The 19,606-nt window shown below is 73.9% G+C and carries 23 protein-coding genes; 5 read left to right on the top strand and 18 right to left on the bottom strand.

The features are described from left to right. Positions 1-73 precede the first annotated feature (73 nt). The 8 genes from ACZ7RU_RS19365 to ACZ7RU_RS19400 form a co-directional block, all read right to left on the bottom strand. Positions 74-1,255: an acyl-CoA dehydrogenase family protein gene (locus tag ACZ7RU_RS19365; RefSeq protein ID WP_470342129.1), complete on the bottom strand. Its 1,182-nt coding sequence runs from the start codon at positions 1,253-1,255 to the stop codon at positions 74-76. Next, positions 1,252-1,950, bottom strand: a complete 699-nt coding sequence (locus ACZ7RU_RS19370; RefSeq protein WP_470342130.1) for a hypothetical protein — start codon at positions 1,948-1,950, stop codon at positions 1,252-1,254. Before ACZ7RU_RS19370 ends, ACZ7RU_RS19365 begins: the two co-directional genes overlap by 4 nt. After that, positions 1,947-2,861 (bottom strand): hypothetical protein, encoded by a 915-nt coding sequence (locus ACZ7RU_RS19375; protein WP_470342131.1) that lies wholly within the window; start codon positions 2,859-2,861, stop codon positions 1,947-1,949. The genes ACZ7RU_RS19370 and ACZ7RU_RS19375 overlap by 4 nt, the downstream gene beginning before the upstream one ends. A 2-nt stretch (positions 2,862-2,863) precedes the next feature. Then, positions 2,864-3,133, bottom strand: coding sequence for an acyl carrier protein (locus ACZ7RU_RS19380; protein WP_387751226.1), 270 nt, complete (start codon positions 3,131-3,133; stop codon positions 2,864-2,866). Positions 3,134-3,169: 36 nt separating this feature from the next. Continuing rightward, the gene (locus ACZ7RU_RS19385) at positions 3,170-4,453 is read right to left on the bottom strand and encodes a type III PLP-dependent enzyme (RefSeq protein ID WP_470342132.1); all 1,284 of its coding nucleotides are present in this window, start codon (positions 4,451-4,453) and stop codon (positions 3,170-3,172) included. Beyond that, a complete protein-coding gene (locus ACZ7RU_RS19390) occupies positions 4,450-5,841 on the bottom strand; it encodes a preATP grasp domain-containing protein (protein WP_470342133.1) in 1,392 nt (463 codons plus the stop codon). The genes ACZ7RU_RS19385 and ACZ7RU_RS19390 overlap by 4 nt, the downstream gene beginning before the upstream one ends. Then, on the bottom strand, positions 5,841-6,770 hold the full coding sequence (locus ACZ7RU_RS19395; RefSeq protein WP_470342134.1) for a 3-oxoacyl-[acyl-carrier-protein] synthase III C-terminal domain-containing protein: 930 nt from the start codon (positions 6,768-6,770) through the stop codon (positions 5,841-5,843). Before ACZ7RU_RS19395 ends, ACZ7RU_RS19390 begins: the two co-directional genes overlap by 1 nt. Positions 6,771-6,901: 131 nt before the next feature. Further along, positions 6,902-7,630 (bottom strand): DUF4097 family beta strand repeat-containing protein, encoded by a 729-nt coding sequence (locus tag ACZ7RU_RS19400; protein ID WP_470342135.1) that lies wholly within the window; start codon positions 7,628-7,630, stop codon positions 6,902-6,904. A 187-nt stretch (positions 7,631-7,817) separates the two neighbouring features. Between ACZ7RU_RS19400 and ACZ7RU_RS19405 the strand changes: the two genes are divergently transcribed. After that, a complete protein-coding gene (locus ACZ7RU_RS19405; protein WP_470342136.1) occupies positions 7,818-8,546 on the top strand; it encodes an aspartate/glutamate racemase family protein in 729 nt (242 codons plus the stop codon). A gap of 67 nt (positions 8,547-8,613) precedes the next feature. On the opposite strand, the gene ACZ7RU_RS19410 is transcribed toward ACZ7RU_RS19405, so the two are convergent. From ACZ7RU_RS19410 to ACZ7RU_RS19450, 9 genes are read right to left on the bottom strand one after another with little or no spacing between them, the layout of a single operon-like run. Then, positions 8,614-9,327, bottom strand: coding sequence for a DsbA family protein (locus tag ACZ7RU_RS19410; protein WP_470342137.1), 714 nt, complete (start codon positions 9,325-9,327; stop codon positions 8,614-8,616). Continuing rightward, positions 9,324-10,064 carry a 3-oxoacyl-[acyl-carrier-protein] reductase gene (gene fabG, locus ACZ7RU_RS19415; RefSeq protein WP_470342138.1) on the bottom strand — a complete coding sequence of 247 codons (741 nt, stop codon included), beginning with the start codon at positions 10,062-10,064 and terminating at the stop codon, positions 9,324-9,326. Before fabG ends, ACZ7RU_RS19410 begins: the two co-directional genes overlap by 4 nt. Beyond that, positions 10,064-10,561, bottom strand: a complete 498-nt coding sequence (locus ACZ7RU_RS19420; RefSeq protein ID WP_470342139.1) for a 3-hydroxyacyl-ACP dehydratase FabZ family protein — start codon at positions 10,559-10,561, stop codon at positions 10,064-10,066. The genes fabG and ACZ7RU_RS19420 overlap by 1 nt, the downstream gene beginning before the upstream one ends. Beyond that, positions 10,558-10,953, bottom strand: coding sequence for an ApeI family dehydratase (locus ACZ7RU_RS19425; RefSeq protein ID WP_470342140.1), 396 nt, complete (start codon positions 10,951-10,953; stop codon positions 10,558-10,560). The genes ACZ7RU_RS19420 and ACZ7RU_RS19425 overlap by 4 nt, the downstream gene beginning before the upstream one ends. Positions 10,954-11,006: 53 nt before the next feature. After that, complete coding sequence (locus ACZ7RU_RS19430) at positions 11,007-12,128, bottom strand: beta-ketoacyl synthase N-terminal-like domain-containing protein (RefSeq protein WP_470342141.1); 1,122 nt, start codon at positions 12,126-12,128, stop codon at positions 11,007-11,009. Beyond that, a complete protein-coding gene (locus ACZ7RU_RS19435; protein ID WP_470342142.1) occupies positions 12,125-13,087 on the bottom strand; it encodes a hypothetical protein in 963 nt (320 codons plus the stop codon). The genes ACZ7RU_RS19430 and ACZ7RU_RS19435 overlap by 4 nt, the downstream gene beginning before the upstream one ends. After that, positions 13,084-13,887, bottom strand: coding sequence for an alpha/beta fold hydrolase (locus ACZ7RU_RS19440; protein WP_470342143.1), 804 nt, complete (start codon positions 13,885-13,887; stop codon positions 13,084-13,086). Before ACZ7RU_RS19440 ends, ACZ7RU_RS19435 begins: the two co-directional genes overlap by 4 nt. Continuing rightward, positions 13,884-15,176: a beta-ketoacyl-[acyl-carrier-protein] synthase family protein gene (locus tag ACZ7RU_RS19445; protein ID WP_470342144.1), complete on the bottom strand. Its 1,293-nt coding sequence runs from the start codon at positions 15,174-15,176 to the stop codon at positions 13,884-13,886. Before ACZ7RU_RS19445 ends, ACZ7RU_RS19440 begins: the two co-directional genes overlap by 4 nt. A 38-nt stretch (positions 15,177-15,214) precedes the next feature. Then, positions 15,215-15,475 (bottom strand): acyl carrier protein, encoded by a 261-nt coding sequence (locus tag ACZ7RU_RS19450; RefSeq protein ID WP_470342145.1) that lies wholly within the window; start codon positions 15,473-15,475, stop codon positions 15,215-15,217. Positions 15,476-15,629: 154 nt separating this feature from the next. On the opposite strand from ACZ7RU_RS19450, the gene ACZ7RU_RS19455 reads away from it, so the two are divergent. Genes ACZ7RU_RS19455 through ACZ7RU_RS19470 form a run of 4 tightly spaced genes read left to right on the top strand, consistent with a single transcriptional unit; the run spans position 15,630 to position 18,457 of the window. Then, complete coding sequence (locus ACZ7RU_RS19455) at positions 15,630-15,962, top strand: ArsR/SmtB family transcription factor (RefSeq protein ID WP_470342146.1); 333 nt, start codon at positions 15,630-15,632, stop codon at positions 15,960-15,962. A 55-nt stretch (positions 15,963-16,017) separates the two neighbouring features. Further along, positions 16,018-16,257 carry a hypothetical protein gene (locus ACZ7RU_RS19460; RefSeq protein ID WP_387751265.1) on the top strand — a complete coding sequence of 80 codons (240 nt, stop codon included), beginning with the start codon at positions 16,018-16,020 and terminating at the stop codon, positions 16,255-16,257. A gap of 29 nt (positions 16,258-16,286) precedes the next feature. Beyond that, the gene (locus ACZ7RU_RS19465; RefSeq protein ID WP_470342147.1) at positions 16,287-17,099 is read left to right on the top strand and encodes an ABC transporter ATP-binding protein; all 813 of its coding nucleotides are present in this window, start codon (positions 16,287-16,289) and stop codon (positions 17,097-17,099) included. Beyond that, positions 17,099-18,457 carry an ABC transporter permease gene (locus ACZ7RU_RS19470; protein WP_470342148.1) on the top strand — a complete coding sequence of 453 codons (1,359 nt, stop codon included), beginning with the start codon at positions 17,099-17,101 and terminating at the stop codon, positions 18,455-18,457. The genes ACZ7RU_RS19465 and ACZ7RU_RS19470 overlap by 1 nt, the downstream gene beginning before the upstream one ends. On the opposite strand, the gene ACZ7RU_RS19475 is transcribed toward ACZ7RU_RS19470, so the two are convergent. Continuing rightward, positions 18,349-19,536 (bottom strand): LysR family transcriptional regulator, encoded by a 1,188-nt coding sequence (locus tag ACZ7RU_RS19475; protein ID WP_470342149.1) that lies wholly within the window; start codon positions 19,534-19,536, stop codon positions 18,349-18,351. The genes ACZ7RU_RS19470 and ACZ7RU_RS19475 overlap by 109 nt on opposite strands. Positions 19,537-19,606: the final 70 nt, after the last annotated feature.

Raw genomic sequence — 19,606 nt, forward strand, 5'->3', positions numbered from 1 at the left:
GGCCCCATGGTTTCCGAACGCGCTGACGTCGCACTGATCCGCAGCTGATGGGGCGAAAGCCCTGGTCCGGGCCTCAGGGCCGGTCGTCGGCCGCGCCCGGGGCGCGCCCGACCTTTCCGGTGAGCAGCCCCTGGAAGAGGTTCAGTCTGTGGATGTTGGCGGCGCCCTCGAGGAACTCCATCGCCCGGGCGTCGCGGGCGAGTTTGTCCAGCACCGGGTGCGCCAGCCGGGCGCCGGGCCCGAAGAACCCGCAGGCCGCCAGGGTGACGTCCTCCGCGAGCCGGGCGGCGCGCAGCTTGGCGGCCGAGGCGAGGTGCCCGTCGGCCGGCCGGGCGTCGACCGCCGCGGCGGCCTGGAGCACCAGGTGGCGAACGGCGTCGATCCGGCGGCCGAGTGCGTCTAGCCGCTCCCGCTCGGCGGTGCGCAGCGGACCGCGGTGCTCGGCCACGTAGTCGTGGGCCGCGCGGGCGATGCCCACCGCGATCGCCGCGACGCCGGGGCGCAGCAGGTTGAAGGTCTGGACGAACGCCCAGACCCCGCGCCGGCTGGCCGGGAGGTGGCGGCCGAGGAACCGTTCCTCGGGAACGGCCACCGAGTCCAGCCGGATCGAGCTGATCCGGGCGCCGCGCAGCCCCAGCATGTCCAGCGGTTCGGCGTGGAACCCGGGGGTCCGGGTGTCGACCAGCACGGCGGTGATGCCGAGCGGCCCGGGCCGGGTGCGGGCGAAGACCACCGCGAGCCGGGCCCGCGAGGCGTTTCCGACGTAGCGCTTCTCGCCGTCGAGCAGCGCCCCGCCGCCCGGGGCGGGGGTCAGCGCGGTGGTCAGGGCCGTCGCGTCCGAGCCGCGGTCCGGTTCGGTCAGCGCGAAGCAGGTCCACAGCGGTTCGCTCAGCATCCGGCCGTAGAACCACTGCTTCTGCCGCTCGTCGGCGCACAGGCCGACCGCGACGCCGGCCAGGAACGGCCCCGGTGAGGCGACCATCGAGCCGACGTCGGCGCGGGCGAGTTCCTCCATGACGACCGCGCGCTCCAGCGCGGAGTCGCCGCAGTGGCGGTGCCCGTCGATCTTCTCCGGCTCGTTCCCGTACTCGGCCGGGATGCCCATCGTCGCCAGGTAGCGGACGGCCGGGAGGTCCAGGTGGTGCCGGATGGCCTCCGGGTCGCGGTCGATCTCCAGCGCGAGCGGGCGCAGGTCGGCGCCCCACTCGCGCACCCGGACGCGCAGCGCGGCCAGGTGCCCGTCCGGCCCGGTCACCGCGGCTCCTCCCCGGTCACGAAGACCTCCGCCGCCAGCTCCGACAGGTAGCAGGGCATCCCGGGGCCGTCCCGCAGGTAGCCGCTGGCGCCCAGCAGCCGGACCTGCTCGCGGTCGGCCCCGGTGATCCGGGCGTGCACGTCCGCCAGCACCGCGGCGGACAGGTCGCCGGGGCCGGCGCCGGACAGCACCGCCCGGACCTCCAGGTGGTCGGCCACCGCCTCGGCGACGGTGCCCTTCACCAGCTGCTGCTGCAAGAGGTACGTGTCGCCGCTGCGGCGCCGGCCCAGGTACTCCAGGCACGCCGAGCGCAGCGACTCGGACAGCCCGAGCCGCACCCAGGCCAGGCCCAGCACGAAGGCGGAGCCGGCGTCCCGTTCGGCCGCGCTGCGCCCGGCCGTCGGCGGGGCGGGCGTGACGGCGGCGGCGACCACCTCGCCGCCGGGCAGCGGGGTGCGCGACAGCACGGTCTCGTCGGCGGGGCGGCGCGGCCGGGTGGTGCCGTCGACCCAGAGCCAGTCGGCCCCGGCGAAGGTCGCGGCGTCGGCGACGGTCTGGCCGCCGGGCCCGCAGGGCAGCAGGCCGGGCGTCAGGGAGGAGCCGAGCAGTCGCAGCGCCGGGGCGAGGCCCCGGTGCCGGGCGGCGTCCCGGCAGCGGGGCCACAGGCCCGCGTCCTGCCGCGTCACGGTGGTCATCGACCGCCCCGTTCGATCAGGCAGACGGCGAGGTCCCCGGTGTCGGGCTCGTGGTCGACCAGGACGATCCGCCGCTCCCGGCCGGCCGACCAGGCGGGGTCGGCGGCGAGGGCGGTGAGCGCGCCGGAGGCCGGGTGGCCCGGCGGGGTGCGGACGATCCGGCCGGGGTGGCCGGGCAGGTCGCGCGCGGGGTCGACGGCGGCGCCGGCGACCACCGGGCAGCCGGTGGCGTCCAGGTCGGCGAGGGCGGTGCGGACGGCCGCCGCCACGTCGTCCGGGCCGGTGTCGGTGCGCTGGCACAGGGTGAGCCGGCCGAGGGAGCCGGTGTCGGTCAGCAGCAGCGCGAGGCCGGCGTCGCCGGCGAGGTCCCGTCCGCTCTCGTACGGGAGGGTGGCCTGGTCGAGCACGAACAGGGCGACCCTGCGGTGGCCGTGCCGCCGGGCGTAGGCGGCGGCCAGCCGCAGCGCGGCGAAGGGGGCGTGGGAGCCGCACTCGGAGACGGTGAAGGACAGCGGGCCGCCGGGGATGCGTTCGGACAGGGCGGTGACGGCGGCGAGCCGGCAGTCCAGGTCCGGCGTGGCGTGGGCGACCACCGCCAGGTCGATCGGCGCGCCCGAGGCCTCTCGCGGGGCCGACGGGTCCGACGGGTCCGACGGCTCTGACGGTTCGAGGTCGGCGAGCAGTTCCCCGGCCATCGCGGCGAAGGTGTTCCCGGCCGCGTCCTGGACCAGGTCCGGCCGGTGGTCGACGCCGTAGGCCGCCGTCAGGTCGGCGAAGTGGCGCCGCGAGAAGGCGTCGTCGATCCGGGCCGGGCCCGGGGGGAACCTCCGGTGGGTGATCGCGGCGAGCCCGAGCGGGAAGACGGCGGGCGCCTCCCAGGGCCCCTTCGTCGGGGCGGTCCGGACCGGCATCCTCAGCCGTCCAGTTCCGTGGCCACGAAGTCGGCCAGCGAGCGCACGCTCGCGAAGTGGGCCATCTCCAGGGAGTCGGTGTCGAACTCGACGTCCAGTGACTCCTCCAGCCGCATCAGCAGCTCGAAGACGCCGGTCGAGTCGAGGCCGAGCTCGTCGAAGAGCCGGGACTCCTCGGTGAGTTCGGGCAGGTCGTAGTCGAGCACCTCGCCGAGGGCGGCGGAGATCTCGGTGACGATCCGCGCGCGGTCCGTGCCGGTCGCTCCGGTCATGGTCAGCACTCCTTCCGGTGGGTGGACGGGGGATTCTCAGGCGCGCCCGAGGAGTTCGGGGGCGATCGGGCGCTGGTGGCGCAGCAGGTCCTCGGGCCGGTCGGGCTCGCGGACCAGGTGTGCCTCGCCGTCGAGCACCAGGACCTCGGCCGGGTAGCCGTGGCTGAGGAAGTGCACGGGGGAGGCGGTCGGCCCGTACGCGCCGGAGCGCAGCACTCCGAGCAGGTCGCCCGGGCGCACCGGCGGCAGCTCGGCCTTCCTGGCCAGCGTGTCGTTGGGCGTGCAGAGCGGGCCGGTGACGTTCCAGACCTCGGTGGCGGGCTCGTCGATCCGGTTGAGCAGCCGCATCGGGAAGTTGCGCTTGACGAAGGAGCCGATGCCGACCGCCGCCATGTGGTGGTGGGTGCCGCCGTCGGCGACCGCGAAGCGCTCGCCGAGCGACTCCTTCACGTACCGGACCCGGGTGACGTAGGTGCCGGCCAGCGCGGTGAGGTAGCGGCCGAGTTCCATCACCAGCCGGGTGCGGGGGTGGCGTTCGGCGAACCCGGCGACCAGCGGGTTGATCCCGGCGGCGAGCTTCGGCAGGTCGAGGTCCCGCTCGCCGTCGAAGTAGGCGACGCCGAGCCCGCCGCCGACGTCCACCAGCTCCAGCGGGAAGTCCAGGGCGGCGGAGAGGCGTTCGGCGAGGGCGAAGATCCGCTCGGTGTTCTCGACGACGGTGTCCTCGATCAGGATGCGGGTGCCCATGTAGACCTGCACGCCCATCACCCGCACCGCTCGGTGGCGGGCCACCAGCCCGGGGTCGGCGAGCAGTTGGGCCTCGTCGATGCCGAACTGGCGGGGCTTGCCGCCCATGGTGAGGCCGGAGCCCTTGACCGAGAAGCTCGGGTTGACCCGCAGCGCGACCGGGGCCACCACCCCGCGCCCGCGGGCGAGTTCGTCGATCAGCGCCAGTTCCTGGAAGGACTCGCAGACGATCGCCGCGATCCGCTCGTCCAGGCAGGCGAGCAGCTCCTCCCGGCTCTTGCCGGGCCCGAGGAAGATGATGTCCGGGCCGGCCACGCCGGCCTGCCGGGCGGTGCGCAGCTCGGTGAGCGAGGAGACCTCGGCGCGGGCGCCGTGGGCGTGGAGCAGGGCGCAGACCGCCAGGTTGGGGTTGGACTTGAGGGAGAAGAACACCTGGAGGCGCGGGTCCAGCTGTTCGCGCAGTTCGCGCATCCGCCCGGTCAGGGCGTCCCCGTCGTAGAGGAAGAGCGGGGTGCCGTACCGCTGGGCGATCTCGGTGACGGGTGTGCCCTGGATCTCGAAGACTCCGCTCATGGCCGGTCTCCTCTCTCCCGTCCGTCGAGCCGGACGGCGATCTGTGCGTCGATGGTGGTCAGTTCCTCCGCCGAGTCGGCGACGACGATCCCGTACAGCCGGCCGTCGACGGGGGCGTCGCCGCCGGTGAACGCCGCGTTGACGGTGGCGAAGTTGTTCACCAGCAGGCCCCGGCCGCCGGCCGGGCCGAGCAGCAGGCCGTCGAGCAGCCGGCGCAGCTCGTCGAAGGCCAGGGGTTCGGTCAGCCGCAGCGGGTAGTGGCGGGCGACGGCGACCTGTCCCGGCTTGACGAACCGTTCCTGCAAACGGACCTGGTAGGTGGACATGTTGTTGCGGGCGTTGATCTCCACGACCGGGTAGAGCCCGCCGTCCGGGTCCACCATGGCGTCCACGCCCACCACGCCGTGGAAGCCGTCGGCGGCCAGCCGCTCGCCGAGCCGGTCCGCGGCGGTGCGCAGCTCGTCGACCTGGGCGGCGGAGAGCCGGGCGGGCATCCGGTGGCCCTTGTGGACGCCGTCCTCGGTCAGCTGCTCCTTGACGAAGTCGAACGCCACCGAGCCGTCCAGGCCCACGGTGAACTGGTAGTTGAGGTCGGCGGCCTTGTCGACCCACTCCTCGACGACCATGGCGATCCGCTCCCGGCCGGAGCCCTCGACCTGCTTGGCGATCAGCCCGAGGACGCGCTCGCCGCGGCGCCGGCTGGTCAGCCGGGCGATGCCCTTGCCGGAGACGCCGAACGCCTCCTTCACCACGGCCCGGCCGTCACCGAGTTCGGCGTCCACCGCCGCGAACGCGGCGGCGAGTTCGGCGAGCGTCTCGCAGGCCCAGCCCCTCGGCTGGCGCAGGCCGAGCTCGTCGGCGATCCGGCGGCTGTACACCTTGCTGTTGACGGCCTTGCAGGTGGCCGCGTCCGGTCCGGCGAGCGGCAGCCCGGTGGCCGCGGCGAGGCGCTCCTCCGGTCCGGACACGCCGTGGACGGCGATCCGGCAGCCTTCGGCGGCCAGGCCGGCCAGTGCGGCGAGCAGCGCCGGGTCGGCCAGGGCGTCCTCGGTGACGGTGCGCTGCGGGTCCTGGACGGCCGGGACGTGGATGCGCGGCAGCTCCAGGCCGAGGCCGGCCAGGTACGCGAGGTAGTCCCGGTCCGGGTGGGTCTTGAGCACCACGTGGTCGCGGCCGCCGGCCAGCAGCAGGGCGAACTCGTCCATCCGGTTGACCACGGCGCTGGACGCGGCGGCGGACAGCCGGGGCAGGGTGTGCTCGCCGAGCGCCCACTGCTGCTCCACCTCGAAGTTGCCCAGGAAGAGGAAGCGGGCGTCCGGCGATCCGGTCAGGGCGAGCGACAGCCGGCCGGCGAAGTCCGGGGCCGGGAGCCCCGCGCGGGCGCCCATCAGTGCCTCACGACCATCGCGGCGAAGGACTGGCCGAGCCCCGCGGAGGTCATCAGATAGGTGTCCCCGGGCCGCAGCAGGCCGAGTTCGAGCGCCGACCGGTAGTTGATGAAGGGGTCGGCGCAGAAGCAGTGGCCGGTCCGGGCGATGTTCTCCAGGAAGATCCGGTCCCGGTCGATGCCGAGCGCGTTCGCGGCGACCGTCCAGGAGACCCGGTTGACGTTGTGCGGCAGCACCAGGTCGAGGTCGCCGACGGCCAGGCCGGCCGCGGCCAGGGCGCCGTCGATGACCTCGGCCATCGCGTCCTGGTAGATCCGCTTGGCCTCGCGGGCGCCCTCGGCGTCGAGGTCGATGACGCCGTCCTCGCGGCCGTGGACGCGGGCGTGGTAGCCGAGCACCCGGTCGCGGTCGCCGCCGGCGGCCACCAGCAGGGCGGTGACGCCCTCGCCCATGATCGACACGTCCTCGACCCACTGGGAGAACGGGGTGAGCGTCTTGTCACCGGCCAGGACCAGCGCGAGCGCGTCCGGGTCCCCGTCCCCTGCCAGCAGGGTGCCGGCCGCGTCCACCGCGAGCAGGCCGGTCGCGCACCCGTGGTCGGCCACCGAGAACACCTTCGCCCGGCGCAGCCCGAGCGACTCGCAGACCGTCCGCAGCGGGCTGACCGGGTACGGCGCGGTGGTGCGCAGCCCCTTGGCGCGCACCACGTACCGGATCCGGTCCTCCTGCCCGGCGAGGGCGTCCAGCTTGCCCGCAGCGGTGGTCAGCAGCTCCGCCTCGGACTGGTCGGGGGCCTGGCAGATCCGGTCCAGGCCGTACAGCCTGGTGAACCGGCGCACCTGCTGGTCGGTCAGCCCCAGCGGCTCCCGCAGCTGTTCGACCGAGACCGTCGGTGGCAGGTAGCTCGATACCGCTTCTATCGACGTCATGCGACGGGGCCTCCTCGCGACAAGGATCGGAGCCCCACCAGAGTCGCCGGGAACGCTGACAGGCTGCTGACGCCCGGCTGATCGCCGGACGGCAGGCAGCCGGTGGTCTCGTCAGGCAGCCGGTGGTCTCATCAGGCCTGCTTGACCGAGATGCGTCCGTTGCTGGTGCTCAGGGTGAGCTGGTACCGGCCGGACGGGTCGTCGGAGACCCCGATGTCCTTGTGGCCGTTGCCGGTCTTCGCGGACACCTTGTACGTGGCGGCCGGCACGACCAGGGTGATGGCGCCGTTGGAGGTCGACGCGGAGACGTCCTGCGGCTTGGTCGAGATGATGTCGATCGCGCCGTTGTGGGTCTCGGCCTGGATCCGGTCGCCGTTCAGCCCGCGCCCGTTGATGGCGCCGTTGGTGGTCTTGACCTCCGTGCTGCCGTTCACCCCGTCCAGGTTGACCCCCCCGGAGTGGGTGGAGACCTGCACGCTGCCGACCTGGGAGAGGCTGACCGAGCCGGAGGAGGTCTGGCCGGTGACCGGCAGCCCGGCGGGGACCTCGACGGTGTAGGTGACCGAGCAGTACTGGCCGCAGCCGCCGAGCACCAGGACGCCGTTCTCGACCCGGCTCGTCACGCCCGGCTTGTCGTTCTTGTAGCTGACCGACCGGTGCACGGAGATCTTGTCGAGGCCCTCCTTGCCGCGCAGGGTCACCCCGCCGGAGGTGGTGTCGAGCTTCACCGCGGTGATCCTGTCGCCCACCGTGGCGTCGTCGTCGAAGGTGTTGTCGGGAGCTAAGCCGCAGGCGCTCAGACCGCCCACGGCGGCCGCGAGGACGACGAAGGACGCGAGACGGCCGGACTGCTGGCGCATGTCATTCCCCAGATCTGGAAGGCGTTGCCGGAAAGGCCCCGTCGCGGGGCGTACCCCACGAAGCTAGCGCGCCGGAAAACCGGCGGGCCATGGGGCTAACCCCCCTGTCCGGATGGGGAGTTCCCCCAAACGGCGGACGTCAGGCGAATGTCAGTTCCGGGTCAGCGCAGCCGTCCAGAGTCGAGGGATGACAGCGCTGACGGCACGGGCCCCCGAGCGGACCCTGGGCGTACTGGGCGGCATGGGCCCGGCGGCGACCGCGGAGTTCCTGCGGCTGCTCGCCGCCGACGCGCCGGCCGCCCGGGACCAGCAGCACCCCCGGTTGCTGCTGCTGTCGGAGCCGGGCATCCCGGACCGCACCGCCGCGATCCTCGGCGGCGACGAGGAGCCGGCGCGGCGGGTGCGGGAGTGCCTGCGCACGCTGGTCGGCTGGGGCGCGGACCTGCTGGCGGTGCCCTGCAACACGGCGCACGTCTTCCTGGACGGCTTCGCCGCCACCTCCCCGGTCCCGGTGGTCGACATCGTCGACGCCACCCTGGACGAGGCCGTCCGGCTGAGCCCGGACGGCGGCTGGCTCACGGCGACCACCGGGACCGTGCTGAGCGGCCTCTACCAGCGGCGGGCCGCGGCCCGGGGCTACCGGCTGCTGCTGCCGGACGGCGGGACGCAGGAGGCGGTCCACGGGGCCGCCGAACGGGTGAAGGCCGGACGGGTCGAGGAGGCCGGCGCCGCCTTCCGGGCGGCCGTCGGAGGGCTGTGGCGGCGCCGGCGGCTGCCGGTGGTGGCCGCCTGCACCGAGCTCCCGCTCGCCTACCGCAGCGCGGGCCTGCCGGCGGAGCTGATGGTCTCCAGCCTGGCCGCGCTCTCCCGGGCCTGCATCGCCGAGCTCTACCGGAGCGTCCCGGTCCGCACGTAGGCGGCCTTCGGACACGGAACGGCCCCGGCGCGCAGCAGCGCCGGGGCCGTTCGCCGTTGCGGGCCGGTCAGCCGCAGCCGCCGGCGTGGCCGTCGTCGACGGACCGGGCGCCGAGCCCGACCGCCGGGGCGGCCGGCGGCGGCAGCGCCCCGGCGGGTACCGCCCGGGCCCGCAGGTGGGCGACGAAGTCCGGCAGCCGGTCCAGCCCCCAGAAGCGGCTGAAGCCCTGGACGAAGAACGGCACGCCGAACACCCCGTCGTCGCAGATGTCCTTGAGCAGCCGCGCCCCCTGCCGGCGCAGCTCCGGGTCGTCGCTCGCCCCGGCCGCCTCCACCGGGTCGAGGCCCAGTCCGGCCGCGATCCCGGCGACGACCGTACGGTCGCAGATGTCCCGCCCCTCCTCCCAGCGGGCCCGGTAGGCGGCCGCGACGAAATGCGGGCCGCGACCCCCGCGCACGGCCAGCAGATAGGCCAGGTGGGGCACTTCCCACACCGGGTCGCGGTCCACCGGCCAGCGGAGGCCGACCCCCCGCGCGGCGGTGAGCCGCCGCACGTCCTGGAGGACGTACAGGTGCTTGGCGCGGGACATCGCGGTGTACGGGAACGAGCCGCCGAGCTCGGCCAGCAGCCGCTCGCTGGTGCGGTCCGGCTCGAAGAACGGCCGCCACTCCACCGCCTCGGCCACGTCCGGGTGCCGCTCCAGCAGTTCCCGGTAGGCGAGCCAGGAGTACGGGCTGCGCAGCGAGAAGTAGAACCTGGGAGCCTTGCCGGTGCCGCTCACAGCACCAGCCCGCCGTCGACCCCGAAGACCTGCCCGGTGATGTACGAGGCGCGGTCCGACAGCAGGAAGGCCACCAGGTCGGCGACCTCATCCGGGCGGCCGAAGCGGCCCAGCGGAATGCGCCCGGTGAGGCCGCCGCCGACGTCCTCGGACAGGCCGGAGGTCATGTCGGTCTCGATGAAGCCGGGCGCCACGGCGTTGACCCGGATGCCGCGCGGCGCGACCTCCTTGGCCAGCGCCTTGGAGAACCCGATGATCCCGGCCTTGGACGCCGAGTAGTTGGTCTGGGTGGCGTTGCCGTACACGCCCGCCACCGAGGACATCGTCACCAGCGCACCGGCGCGGCGCTTCATCATGGCGAACACCGCCGCCCGGCAGACGTGGTAGGTGCCGTCCAGGTTGACCCGCATGACGTCCTGCCAGGCCTGCTCGGTGAGCAGCACCAGCGGGTTGTCCCGGACGATGCCGGCCGAGGAGACCACCGCGTGGAGCGGCCCGAGCTCCTGTTCGGCCGCCCGGACGAAGGCCTCGGCCTCCGCGCGGTCGGCCACGTCGACCCGGCGGGCCAGCACCCGGGCGCCGGCCGCCTCGGCCTCCTTCGCGGTCTCCGCCGCGGCCTCCTCCCGGGACTGGTAGCAGAACGCCACGTCGTAGCCGTCGGCGGCGAGGCGCGCCACCACGCTGCGCCCGATGCCCCGGGACCCGCCGGTCACCAGGGCGACCCGTCGTGCGGACATCACGGCCTCCCGCCGGTTGTGGTTCCAGGGGCCCGGAGCACCTCGGCCGGGCGCAGCGCCAGGGTCAACTGGCCGACCTCCAGCACCGGTCGGCCGTCCACGGTGCTGCGGCCGCCGGTGATGAAGGTGTCGCCGAGGTCGCGGACCATGGTGACCTCGTGCACCATGACCGAGCCGGGGCGGACCGGGCCGAGCACCCGGACGTCGCGGGTCCTGGCCAGCAGCACGACCTGTCCGGTCAGCACGTCGGCGTTCGGCTTCTCCCAGCAGGCGAGCAGCACCGCGCACTGCGCCCAGGACTCCAGCATCTGGCCCAGCGGGTAGTCGTACTCCTCGTTGGGGGCGTCGTCGGGCACGTCCTGGTAGGCGGGCTCGGCGAGGGTGACCGCCTTGTACGCGACCAGCCGGCGGCCCGGTTCGATCCGGGCGATCCGGTCGACCAGCAGCGCGGGGTGGCGGTGCGGGACGACCGACTTGATGGCGGCGGTGTCCTTCACAGGACCTCCCGGGGGTAGAACAGGGCGATCTCGGCGGCGGGGCGGTCGTCGGCGGAGACCTGGGCGCAGACCCGCACGCCGTCGTGGTCGCGCTGGATCCGGGCGTCGACGGCGACCTCCTCGCCGGGCCGCACCGGGCTCAGGAACCGGGCCCGGGTGAGCTCGGCCCGGCCGGGGCAGGGCACGGCGGCCGCGGCCGCCAGCTCGTGGACGTACTGCACCAGGCCGAAGCCGGGGACCACCGGCAGGCCGGGGTAGTGCCCGCGCAGGAACGGTTCGTCCGCGCTCAGCACGACGGTGCCCCGGATGTGCCGCGCCACCGGCTCGCCGGCCGCGCCGCCGGGCTCGGGGCGGCTCTCCGGCTCCACCACGGTCAACGCTCTGAGCATCATGGTCTGTCCCTCCTCTGGTCACATGGACGGCCCCCACGGGGACGGCCGCCGGTTCAGCCGCCCAGGAGCGCGCAGCCGACCGTGCCGTCCCGGTCGACGCAGGTCACCAGCGCCAGCCCGGCCGCGGGCAGCCGGCCCTCGTGGGCCGCGGCCAGCACCGCCGCCAGCTGGAGGCCGGTCGCGGCCGCCGAGGCGTCGCCGAGCAGCGGCCGGCACCGGATCCACTCCGGGTCCGCGCCGGCCGGCAGGGCCGCGCGCACCGCCTCCTCCTCGCCGGGGGCCCCGAGCGGGGCCGCCAGGCGTACGTCCCGGCCGTCCGCGCCGGCCTCGGCGAGCACCGCGCGCACGCACTCGGTCAGCGTTCCGGCGGCCGCTTCGGGCCGGTGGTAGGCGCGGAAGCGGGTGCCGAGCAGCCGCGCCGGCACCGGGCGGCCGGCCGCCCGGGCCTGTTCGGCGGACTCCAGCAGCCAGGCCACGCCGCCCTCGCCGAGCGGGGGCCGGGCGCCCTCGTCCGCGCTGTGCCACTCCAGCCAGGCGCGCTGGACCGAGTACTCCTCGGCGGCGCCGCACAGCACCCGGTCGCAGTGCCCGCCGCGGAACAGCCGGGCGGCGTAGCCGAGGGCGAGCAGGCCGGCCGACCAGCCGCCCGCGATCGTGCTGTTGGGGCCCTTGATGCCGTGCCAGATCGCGCACTGGCCGGCGGCCCGGTTCATCACGGTGTTCGGGAACCTGGCCGGGTCGACCAGGTAGGGGCGGTCGCCGGTCAGCGAGTCCCTGGTGAAGTCCATGATGCTCTGCACGCTGCCCGAGCCGGTGCCCAGCACCAGCCCGACCCGCTCGGGGCGTTCCAGCAGGCCGGGCCCGCAGGCGTCGAGCAGGGTGCCGAAGGTGTGCACGGCGAGCGCGGTGACCCGGTCCATGGTCCTGGTGCCCTTGCGGCCCAGCGCGCCGGCGGCGCTGAAGTCCGGTACCAGGGCGGCCCGTTCGTAGGGCCCCGGGTACGCGGCGCGGTCCAGGGCGGTGACGGCTCCGGTGCCCGACCGCAGCCCGGCGCCGAAGGCCCGGGCGCCGACCCCGAACGGGGAGACCGCCGACCAGGCGGAGAACACCGGCTCGCGCACCCCGGGCGGCCCGTCGGCCGGCCGGGCCCGGGCCGGGCTGTCGGTGGCCGTCATACCCGGCCCCGGCCCAGCGCCCTGCCCGCCTTGCCGGTCAGGGCGTCGGTCAGCCGGTCGTCGAAGTCGACCAGGCTCCAGTCGCGGCGGTTCTCGATCACCGCCCAGCCGTGGGTGATCCGGCCGGTGGCGGTCGGCACCAGGACGCCGTCGCGCAGCACGTAGGCGTCCATCCGGGCGGTGTAGGTCAGCCGCTTGAAGACGCTCTCGACGGTGTAGACGGTGTAGAGGGTCTCCTCCATCAGCGCCTCATCCAGGACGGTGATCCGGGAGTGCGGGACGACCGGGATCCAGTCCTGCTCGTCCAGCAGGGTCTTGATGGAGACGCCGCGGTCGGCCAGGAAGAGGTCGACGACCTCCTCCATCTGCCGCAGGTAGCCGGACATCTGGACCCGCTCGGTGAAGTGGCAGTAGAAGTACGGCATCCGCCACGCCCAGCCGAAGGCGTTGCGCCCCGCGGTCAGCTGTTCGAGCGGGTCGGCGCCGGCCACCAGCGGGACGGGCGCGGCGCCCGCGCCCAGCCGGTCGACGGTCAGGGCGACGAGCTCGGCGGGCGGCTCGGCGACGGCGTGGCCGCGCGGGTCGGACCGCAGGTGGAGGGTGGCCTTGGCGGCGACGGCCTTCACGGTCTCGCCGGAGCGCTCCACGGTCAGTTCCACACCCAGGCGCAGTCCGTCGTCCTGGGCGGGCAGCCGGCGCACGGTGGCCGTCACGACGTCGTCGATGTGCAGCGCGGTGAGGATCTTGGTGTCGAGGTCGGTGAGGTCGACGCCCAGGCCGTACCGCTCGAACAGCTCCCCGGGCGGGAACCCGTGCTGCCGGGCGTGGTCGTAGACGGCCTCCTCCACCAGGTAGTTGACGTGCTTGAACCCGATCCAGGTGCAGATGTTCGAGCCCTCGTAGCGCGGGCGGAGGTCGACCCGGGTGGTCGGGTCGGCGGCCGGGGCACTGCTGGTCATGGCGACTCCAGGGGTGAGAGGGTGGTGGCGTCGGCGGGCGGCGCCCCGGGCCCGGCGGTGCGCAGGAAGTCGCACACCAGCCGGGCGACCAGGTCGGGCCGCTCGACCATCGGGAAGTGCCGGCAGCCCGGCAGCGGTTCGTACCGCGCCCGGGGCACCCGGGCGGCGAGCGCCCGGCCGTCCTCGGGCGGAGCGGCGGTGTCCTGCTGCCCGGAGAGCACGAGCAGCGGCGAGCGGACCGCGCCGAGGTCGAGCGTGGGGGAGCGCAGGTAGGCCTCGAAGAACCGCATCCAGCCGTACGGGCCGACCTGGTCGCGCAGTCGGCGCGCCATCCAGTCGCGGTGGGAGCGGGCGAAGCGCGCGGTCTCGCCGACCTCCAGCGCCTCCTCGAAGACGCGGTGGAAGTCGTTGAGGTAGTACGAGATCACCGACCAGTCGAAGTCCTTGGGGCTGGGCCGGTAGAACGGGCTGATCAGGACGGTGGGCCGGGGTGCGGTCCGGCCGGCCGCGGTCGCCTCGACGACCAGGTTCGCCGCGTACGAGTGGGCCACGACGGCGTCGAACCGCTCGTCCAGCAGTTCGACCAGGAAGCGGCCGGGATCGGGCCGGGCGCCCCAGCCGTCGCCCTCGGACTGGGCGCGCCAAGGCAGTTCGACGTCCCACAGCTCGAAGGCGGCCCCGGCCCGCCGCACCAGCGGGCTCCACACCGAGGGCTTGCCGCCCAGGCCGTGCAGCAGCAGCACCCGGATCGGGTCGGGGCCCTCGGCGGCCCTGCGCAGCCGAGGGGTCGGCGTGCTCATGCGTCCGGCTGCCCCGGGTCCGCCGGCCCCGCCTCCGGGTCCGCCGGCCCCGCCTCCGGGTGCCCCCGGTACGCGCCGAGGATGAGCACCGCGTTGTTGCCGGCGAAGGCCAGCGCGTTGTTCTGCACGACGCGCACCTCGGCGGTGCGGGCCCGGTTGGGGACGGGGTCCAGGCCGCACTCCGGGTCGGTCCGCCGGTGGTTGATCGTCGGCGGGATGAAGCCCTCCCTGATCGCCAGGGCGCAGGCGGCGGAGGCGAGCGCGCTGGCCGCGCCCATGGTGTGGCCGAGCATGGACTTGATGGAGACGGTCGGCGGCGGGTCGGCGAACACCTGCCGGATCGCGCCGGCCTCCGTCACGTCGTTGGCCCTGGTGCCGGTGCCGTGGGCGGAGATGAAGTCGATGTCCTCCGGCTTCACCCCGGCGTTGCGGTGGGCCAGTTCGATGCAGGCGGCCAGGCTGTCCTGGTCCGGGGCGACCGGGTGGTGGGCGTCGCAGTTCAGCCCGTACCCGAGCACCTCGGCGTAGATGTGCGCGCCGCGGGCGAGCGCCGACTCCAGGCTCTCCATCAGCAGGATGCCGGCGCCCTCGCCGGTGAGGATGCCCTTGCGGTCGACGTCGAAGGGCTGGCTCAGCTCCGGGGCGATGGTGCCGAGCCGGTAGAAGCCGGTGAAGGTCTTGCGGCAGACCGCGTCGGCGCCGCCGGACAGGGCGACGTCCGCCTCGCCCGAGCGGATGGCGTCGAAGCCGGAACCGATGGCGTAGTTGCCCGCGGCGCAGGCGGTGGCGATGGTGACGGCCTCCACGTCGACCAGCTCCAGCTCGCGCACCACGCTGCTGGACAGCAGGCCGGCCGAGGTGCGGCGGGCCACCACGGCGGGCAGGTCCTCGGGCCCCTGGTGGAGCTGGAGTTCGGTCAGGGTGTCGAGGTCGCGGGACTCGCCGTCGGTGGTGCCGACCGAGACCAGGACCCGCCGGGCGCGGAGCTCCGTCAGGGCGAGCCCCGCGTCGGCCACCGCCATCCTCGCCGCCGCGACGGAGAACTGGCTGGCCCGGCCCAGCTCTTCGGGATCTCCGTGCTCGATCCACCGGGCCGGGTCGAAGTCGTCGATCTCGCAGCCGTTCGCGTGCGCGTAGCCCGTCGTGTCGAAGGACGTGATCGGTTTGACGCCGCTGCGGCCGCTGCGGAGTCCGTCGAGGAACTCGGCCGCCCCGGTGCCGATGCTGGTGACCGCTCCCAGCCCGGTGATGACGACCCGGCGCGGTGTCCGGTGCCCGCTGCTCACCATCGCTGACTCCGTTCTTGTCGACTCGGCGCTGTGGCGGGCTACTTGGACAGGCTCTCCTGGACGACGGCGACGACGCCGTCCAGGTTGACCATCCGGACCAGCTCGGCCTGGTCGATCTCGATCCCGAAGGTGCGCTCCAGCGAGGAGAGGATCTCGATGGCGCCCAGCGAGTCGGCGTTGTGGTCCTCCTTGAAGCGGCTGGTGTCGGTGACCTCCTCGGCTTCCAGTTCGAGGATGTCGCAGACGATGTCCTTGATCTGGGCGCGCTGTTCGGCGGTGACGACCGCGGTGCTGGGCATTTCGCCTCCCGGTGAGGGTGGGTGCGACAGATTGATGATCTGAATTCTTCTCGGCCGCGCTGACGGACAACTGACGTGCAACTGACGGGCGTTGGTCGGCTTGACAGTGCTTGCTCACACCTGTCAGTCTCAACTTTCAGGTAGGAGGAAGAGGGTGGGGGTGCTCACAAGCGCGGAGCTACTGGCCCTGCTGGCCGCCGTCGGGCACACCCAGCGCCTGCGGATCATCGGCGAACTGGCGCAGGGCCGGGTCCACGTCAGCGAACTGGCCCGACGGCTCGGCATGTCCAGGCCGCTGCTCTACATGCACCTGGAGCGGCTCGAACACGCCGGCCTGGTGGCCGGTGCGCTGGAGCTCTCCGGCGACGGGAAGGCCATGAAGTTCTTCGAACTCACCCCGTTCGACATCCACGTCACGGTCGACACCGTCATCGCCGCCCTCCGGGAGGACCGGGCGCAGGTCGAACGGACCCAGCACGACGCCTGAAGGACACCCGGCGTCGGAAGGCGGCACGGCGCGCGAAGGAACAGAAGGGACCCTCATGAGTGGCGGCGTGATCGCCATCGTCATCACACTGATCGTCATCGGCGGGATCAGCGTCAGCATCGTCTCGTACTTCACCCTCCAGCGGCACCGCGCGGACGCCGCGGCGATGGCCGCCTACCGCCGGCTGGCCGAGGACACACTGGCCGGACAGAAGCTGCTCCGGGGTGAACTGCGGGCGCTGACCGCCCGGTTGGCGTCGGTGGAGGACCTGCTGCGAAGCGTCGACGAACACTGATATCCGGCCTGGTCACTCAGGAGATGCCCATGACCACCGCAACCGTGCACGGCATCGCCGATGCCGTGCGACTGAGGAACGTCTGCCGCGGCTACGGCAACGAGCGCAACCGGGTCGTCGCCCTCGACGACGTGTCGGTGGGCTTCGGCCGCAGCACCTTCACCGCCGTGATGGGACCGTCCGGATCGGGCAAGACCACGCTGCTGCAGTGCGCCGCCGGGCTGGACCGGCCGGACTCCGGCTCGGTCTCGCTGGACGGCCTGGAGCTCGCCGGGCTCGGCGAGAAGGAGCTCACCAGGCTCCGCCGGGACCGGATCGGCTTCATCTTCCAGGCCTTCAACCTGCTGCCCGCGCTGAGCGTGGCCGACAACGTGGCCCTGCCGCTGCGGCTGGCCGGGCGCCGGCCCACCCGGGACGGCGTCGAGCGGGTGCTGGAGCAGGTCGGCCTCGCCGCCCGCAGCGACCACCGGCCCGGCGAACTGTCCGGCGGCCAGCAGCAGCGGGTCGCCATCGCCCGGGCCCTGATCACCCGGCCCGCGGTGCTCTTCGGCGACGAGCCGACCGGCGCGCTGGACACCCGCACCGCGGTGGAGATCCTGCGGCTGCTGCGCCAGGCCGTCCACGGCGACGGGCAGACCGCCGTCATGGTCACCCACGACCCGGTCGCCGCCTCCTACGCCGACCGGGTGCTGTTCCTGGCCGACGGGCGGATCGTCGACGAGCTGAGCGGCGCCTCGGCCGACACCATCGCCGAGCGGATGACCCGGCTCGGCGCCTGGGGCGACAGCCCCGGCCCCGACATCCCCACCCGCGTCACCCGCGGCGGAGAGGCGGCCCGCTGATGTTCACCCTGGCCCTGCAGACCCTGCGGTTCCGCCGGACGAGCTTCGTCGCCTCCACCGTCGCGCTGTTCTTCGGCGCGGTGATCCTCACCGCCTGCGGCGGCCTGATGGAGACCGGCATCCGCCACCGGGTGCCGCCGTTCGCGGCCGTCCCGCCCGGCACCCAGCAGGCGGCCAGCCGGCTGATCTCGATGTCCGCGGTGTTCGGCGGCATCGCCGCGATGGTCACCGTCTTCATCGTCGGCTCCACGCTGGCCCTGGTGGTCCAGCAGCGGCTCGGCGAGATGGCGCTGCTGCGCGCCATCGGCACCCTGCCGGGACAGCTCCGCCGGATGATCGTGGTGGAGACCCTGGTGGTCGCGGTGGCAGCCGTCGCCCTCGCCCTGGTGCCGGGCTACCTCGCCGGTGAGTGGATGCTGGAGCAGATCGCGGCCAGCGGGGTGGTCCCCAAGGGGATCGACTACACCGCCGGCTGGATCCCGATGGTCACCGCGGGCGGCACCTCGCTGCTCGCCGCGCTGAGCGCGGCCTTCATCGCCTCCCGCCGGGCGGCGCTCTCCCGGCCCGCCGACGCGCTCGCGGAGTCCCGCCTCCAGCACCGCTGGCTGAGCGGCCCGCGGCTGGTCTTCGCGGTGTTCTGCCTGGCCGGCGGCACCGCCCTGGCCGTGATCACCGGGACGGTGATGAACGGCGAGGTCGCTGCCAGCACCGCCGGCCCCTCGGCGATGCTCTGGGCCGGCGGGATCGCCCTGCTCAGCCCCGGGCTGACCAAGGCGCTCACCGCGGTGTTCCACCGCCCGCTGCGCGCGCTGTTCGGGCTGACCGGCGAGCTGGCGATGGACAACGCCCGGGCCCGGCGGATCCGGATCGCGGGCGCGGTCAGCCCCGTGATGCTGGCCACCGGGCTGTCCACCGCGCTGATCTACCTCCAGACCACGCTGTCCGCCGCGCAGGGCGGCGACGGGGTCGGCGCCTGGGTGGACTACCTGCTGGCCGGCAGCATCATCGCGTACGCGGTGATCTCGCTGGTCAACACCCTGGTGGTGGCGGCCTCCGAGCGCCGCCGGGAGTTCGCCCTGCAACGGCTCGTCGGCGCCACCCCCGGCCAGATCCTGGCGATGACCGGCATCGAGTCGGTGCTGGTCGCCACCGTCGGCACGGTGCTCGGCACCTTCGTCGCCGGGGCGACGCTCGCGCCCTTCGGGATGGCGCTGGACGGCTCCTGGATGCCCCGCGGACCGATCTGGATCTACCTCTCGATCGTCGGGTTCGTCGGGGCGCTGACCGCCCTGGCCAGTGTCTCGGCCACCGGGGCGGCCCTGCGGACGCCTCCGGCCGAGGCGCTCGCCACCCTGTGACCGGCCCCGGCCCCGGGCCCGGACCGCTCCGGGCTCGGCCGGCCGGTCGGGCCGACCTGCGCCCGGGGCGGCAGGAAGCACTCCAACTCCGTGAACTCTTCGGGGTGTTGGGTGACCCACGACCAGTACCAGGGGATCGTGCGGGCGTACTCGCAGTAGTAGCGGCGGAGCGTGTTCAGGAGTCTTCGCTGGATGTCGCAGGTCACCGAGTCGCTGCGCCACACCAGCAGCATGTCGGTGCCCTCGGCGACCGAGACCGGGACCAGCCGCACCTCGCGGGTGGCGCCGGTGGGAGGCGTCAGCGCGGCGGCCCGGGCGTCCCGGACCCAGTTCATCGCCTCGTGGTGGCCGTCGACGTAGTGGAGCACCTCCAGATCGGCGTGGTCGACGGAGGCGAACAGCTGCTTCTCGATCGGATGGAACCAGTGGTCGCGGGTGTAGCGGACCCACCGCAGCGAGGCGAGCTGCGCCGGGCTCACGACGTCCTGGCCGACCAGGCAGTGGTCGTGCGGGAGCGCCACCCAGACGGGCTCCCGCACGATCACCGTACTGGCCAGGGCGAGTTCCTCCGCCTCGGTCGAGGTGGCCAGCGCGACCCCGGGCACCATCGCGGCGTGCAGGGCGCCGCGGGACACCTGGGCGATGGCCGCCTCGGGGCTGAGCGTCTCGGTCTGCACCTCCTTGACCGGCAGGGCGGACTTGAGCGTGCTGCGCAGCGAGGGCGGCGTCCACTCGGCGTTCCCGAACCGGAACACCTCCGTGAAGTGCGCGGTCGCCACGGCGATCACCCGGTCGGCGTGCTGGACGAGTTCGGCCAGCATCGGGATGATCCGTTCTCCCAGGGCGGTCGGAATGATTCCGGTCCTGGTCCGTACGAACAGCTCGCCGCCCACCGCTCTTTCGATCCGCTTCAATTGCGCGGTGAGACTCGATTGCGGGAGGCCCAATTGGGCGGCGGCTCTGGAAATGCTGCCCAGTCGGTCGATGGTGGTGACGATCTTGGCGTGCCTCAACTCGACGTCCACTGGGCCCCCGTCCGCGATTTCCTCTTCCTCGCGCAGCCACCAGGAAAATTCCAAGGCCGTCGCCACGCTAACAGAGCGATCCTGGAGCGTCCACAGCCGGACAGGTGCGAACGGGGTGAAATCG

The organism is Kitasatospora sp. NPDC114501, assembly GCF_055633695.1.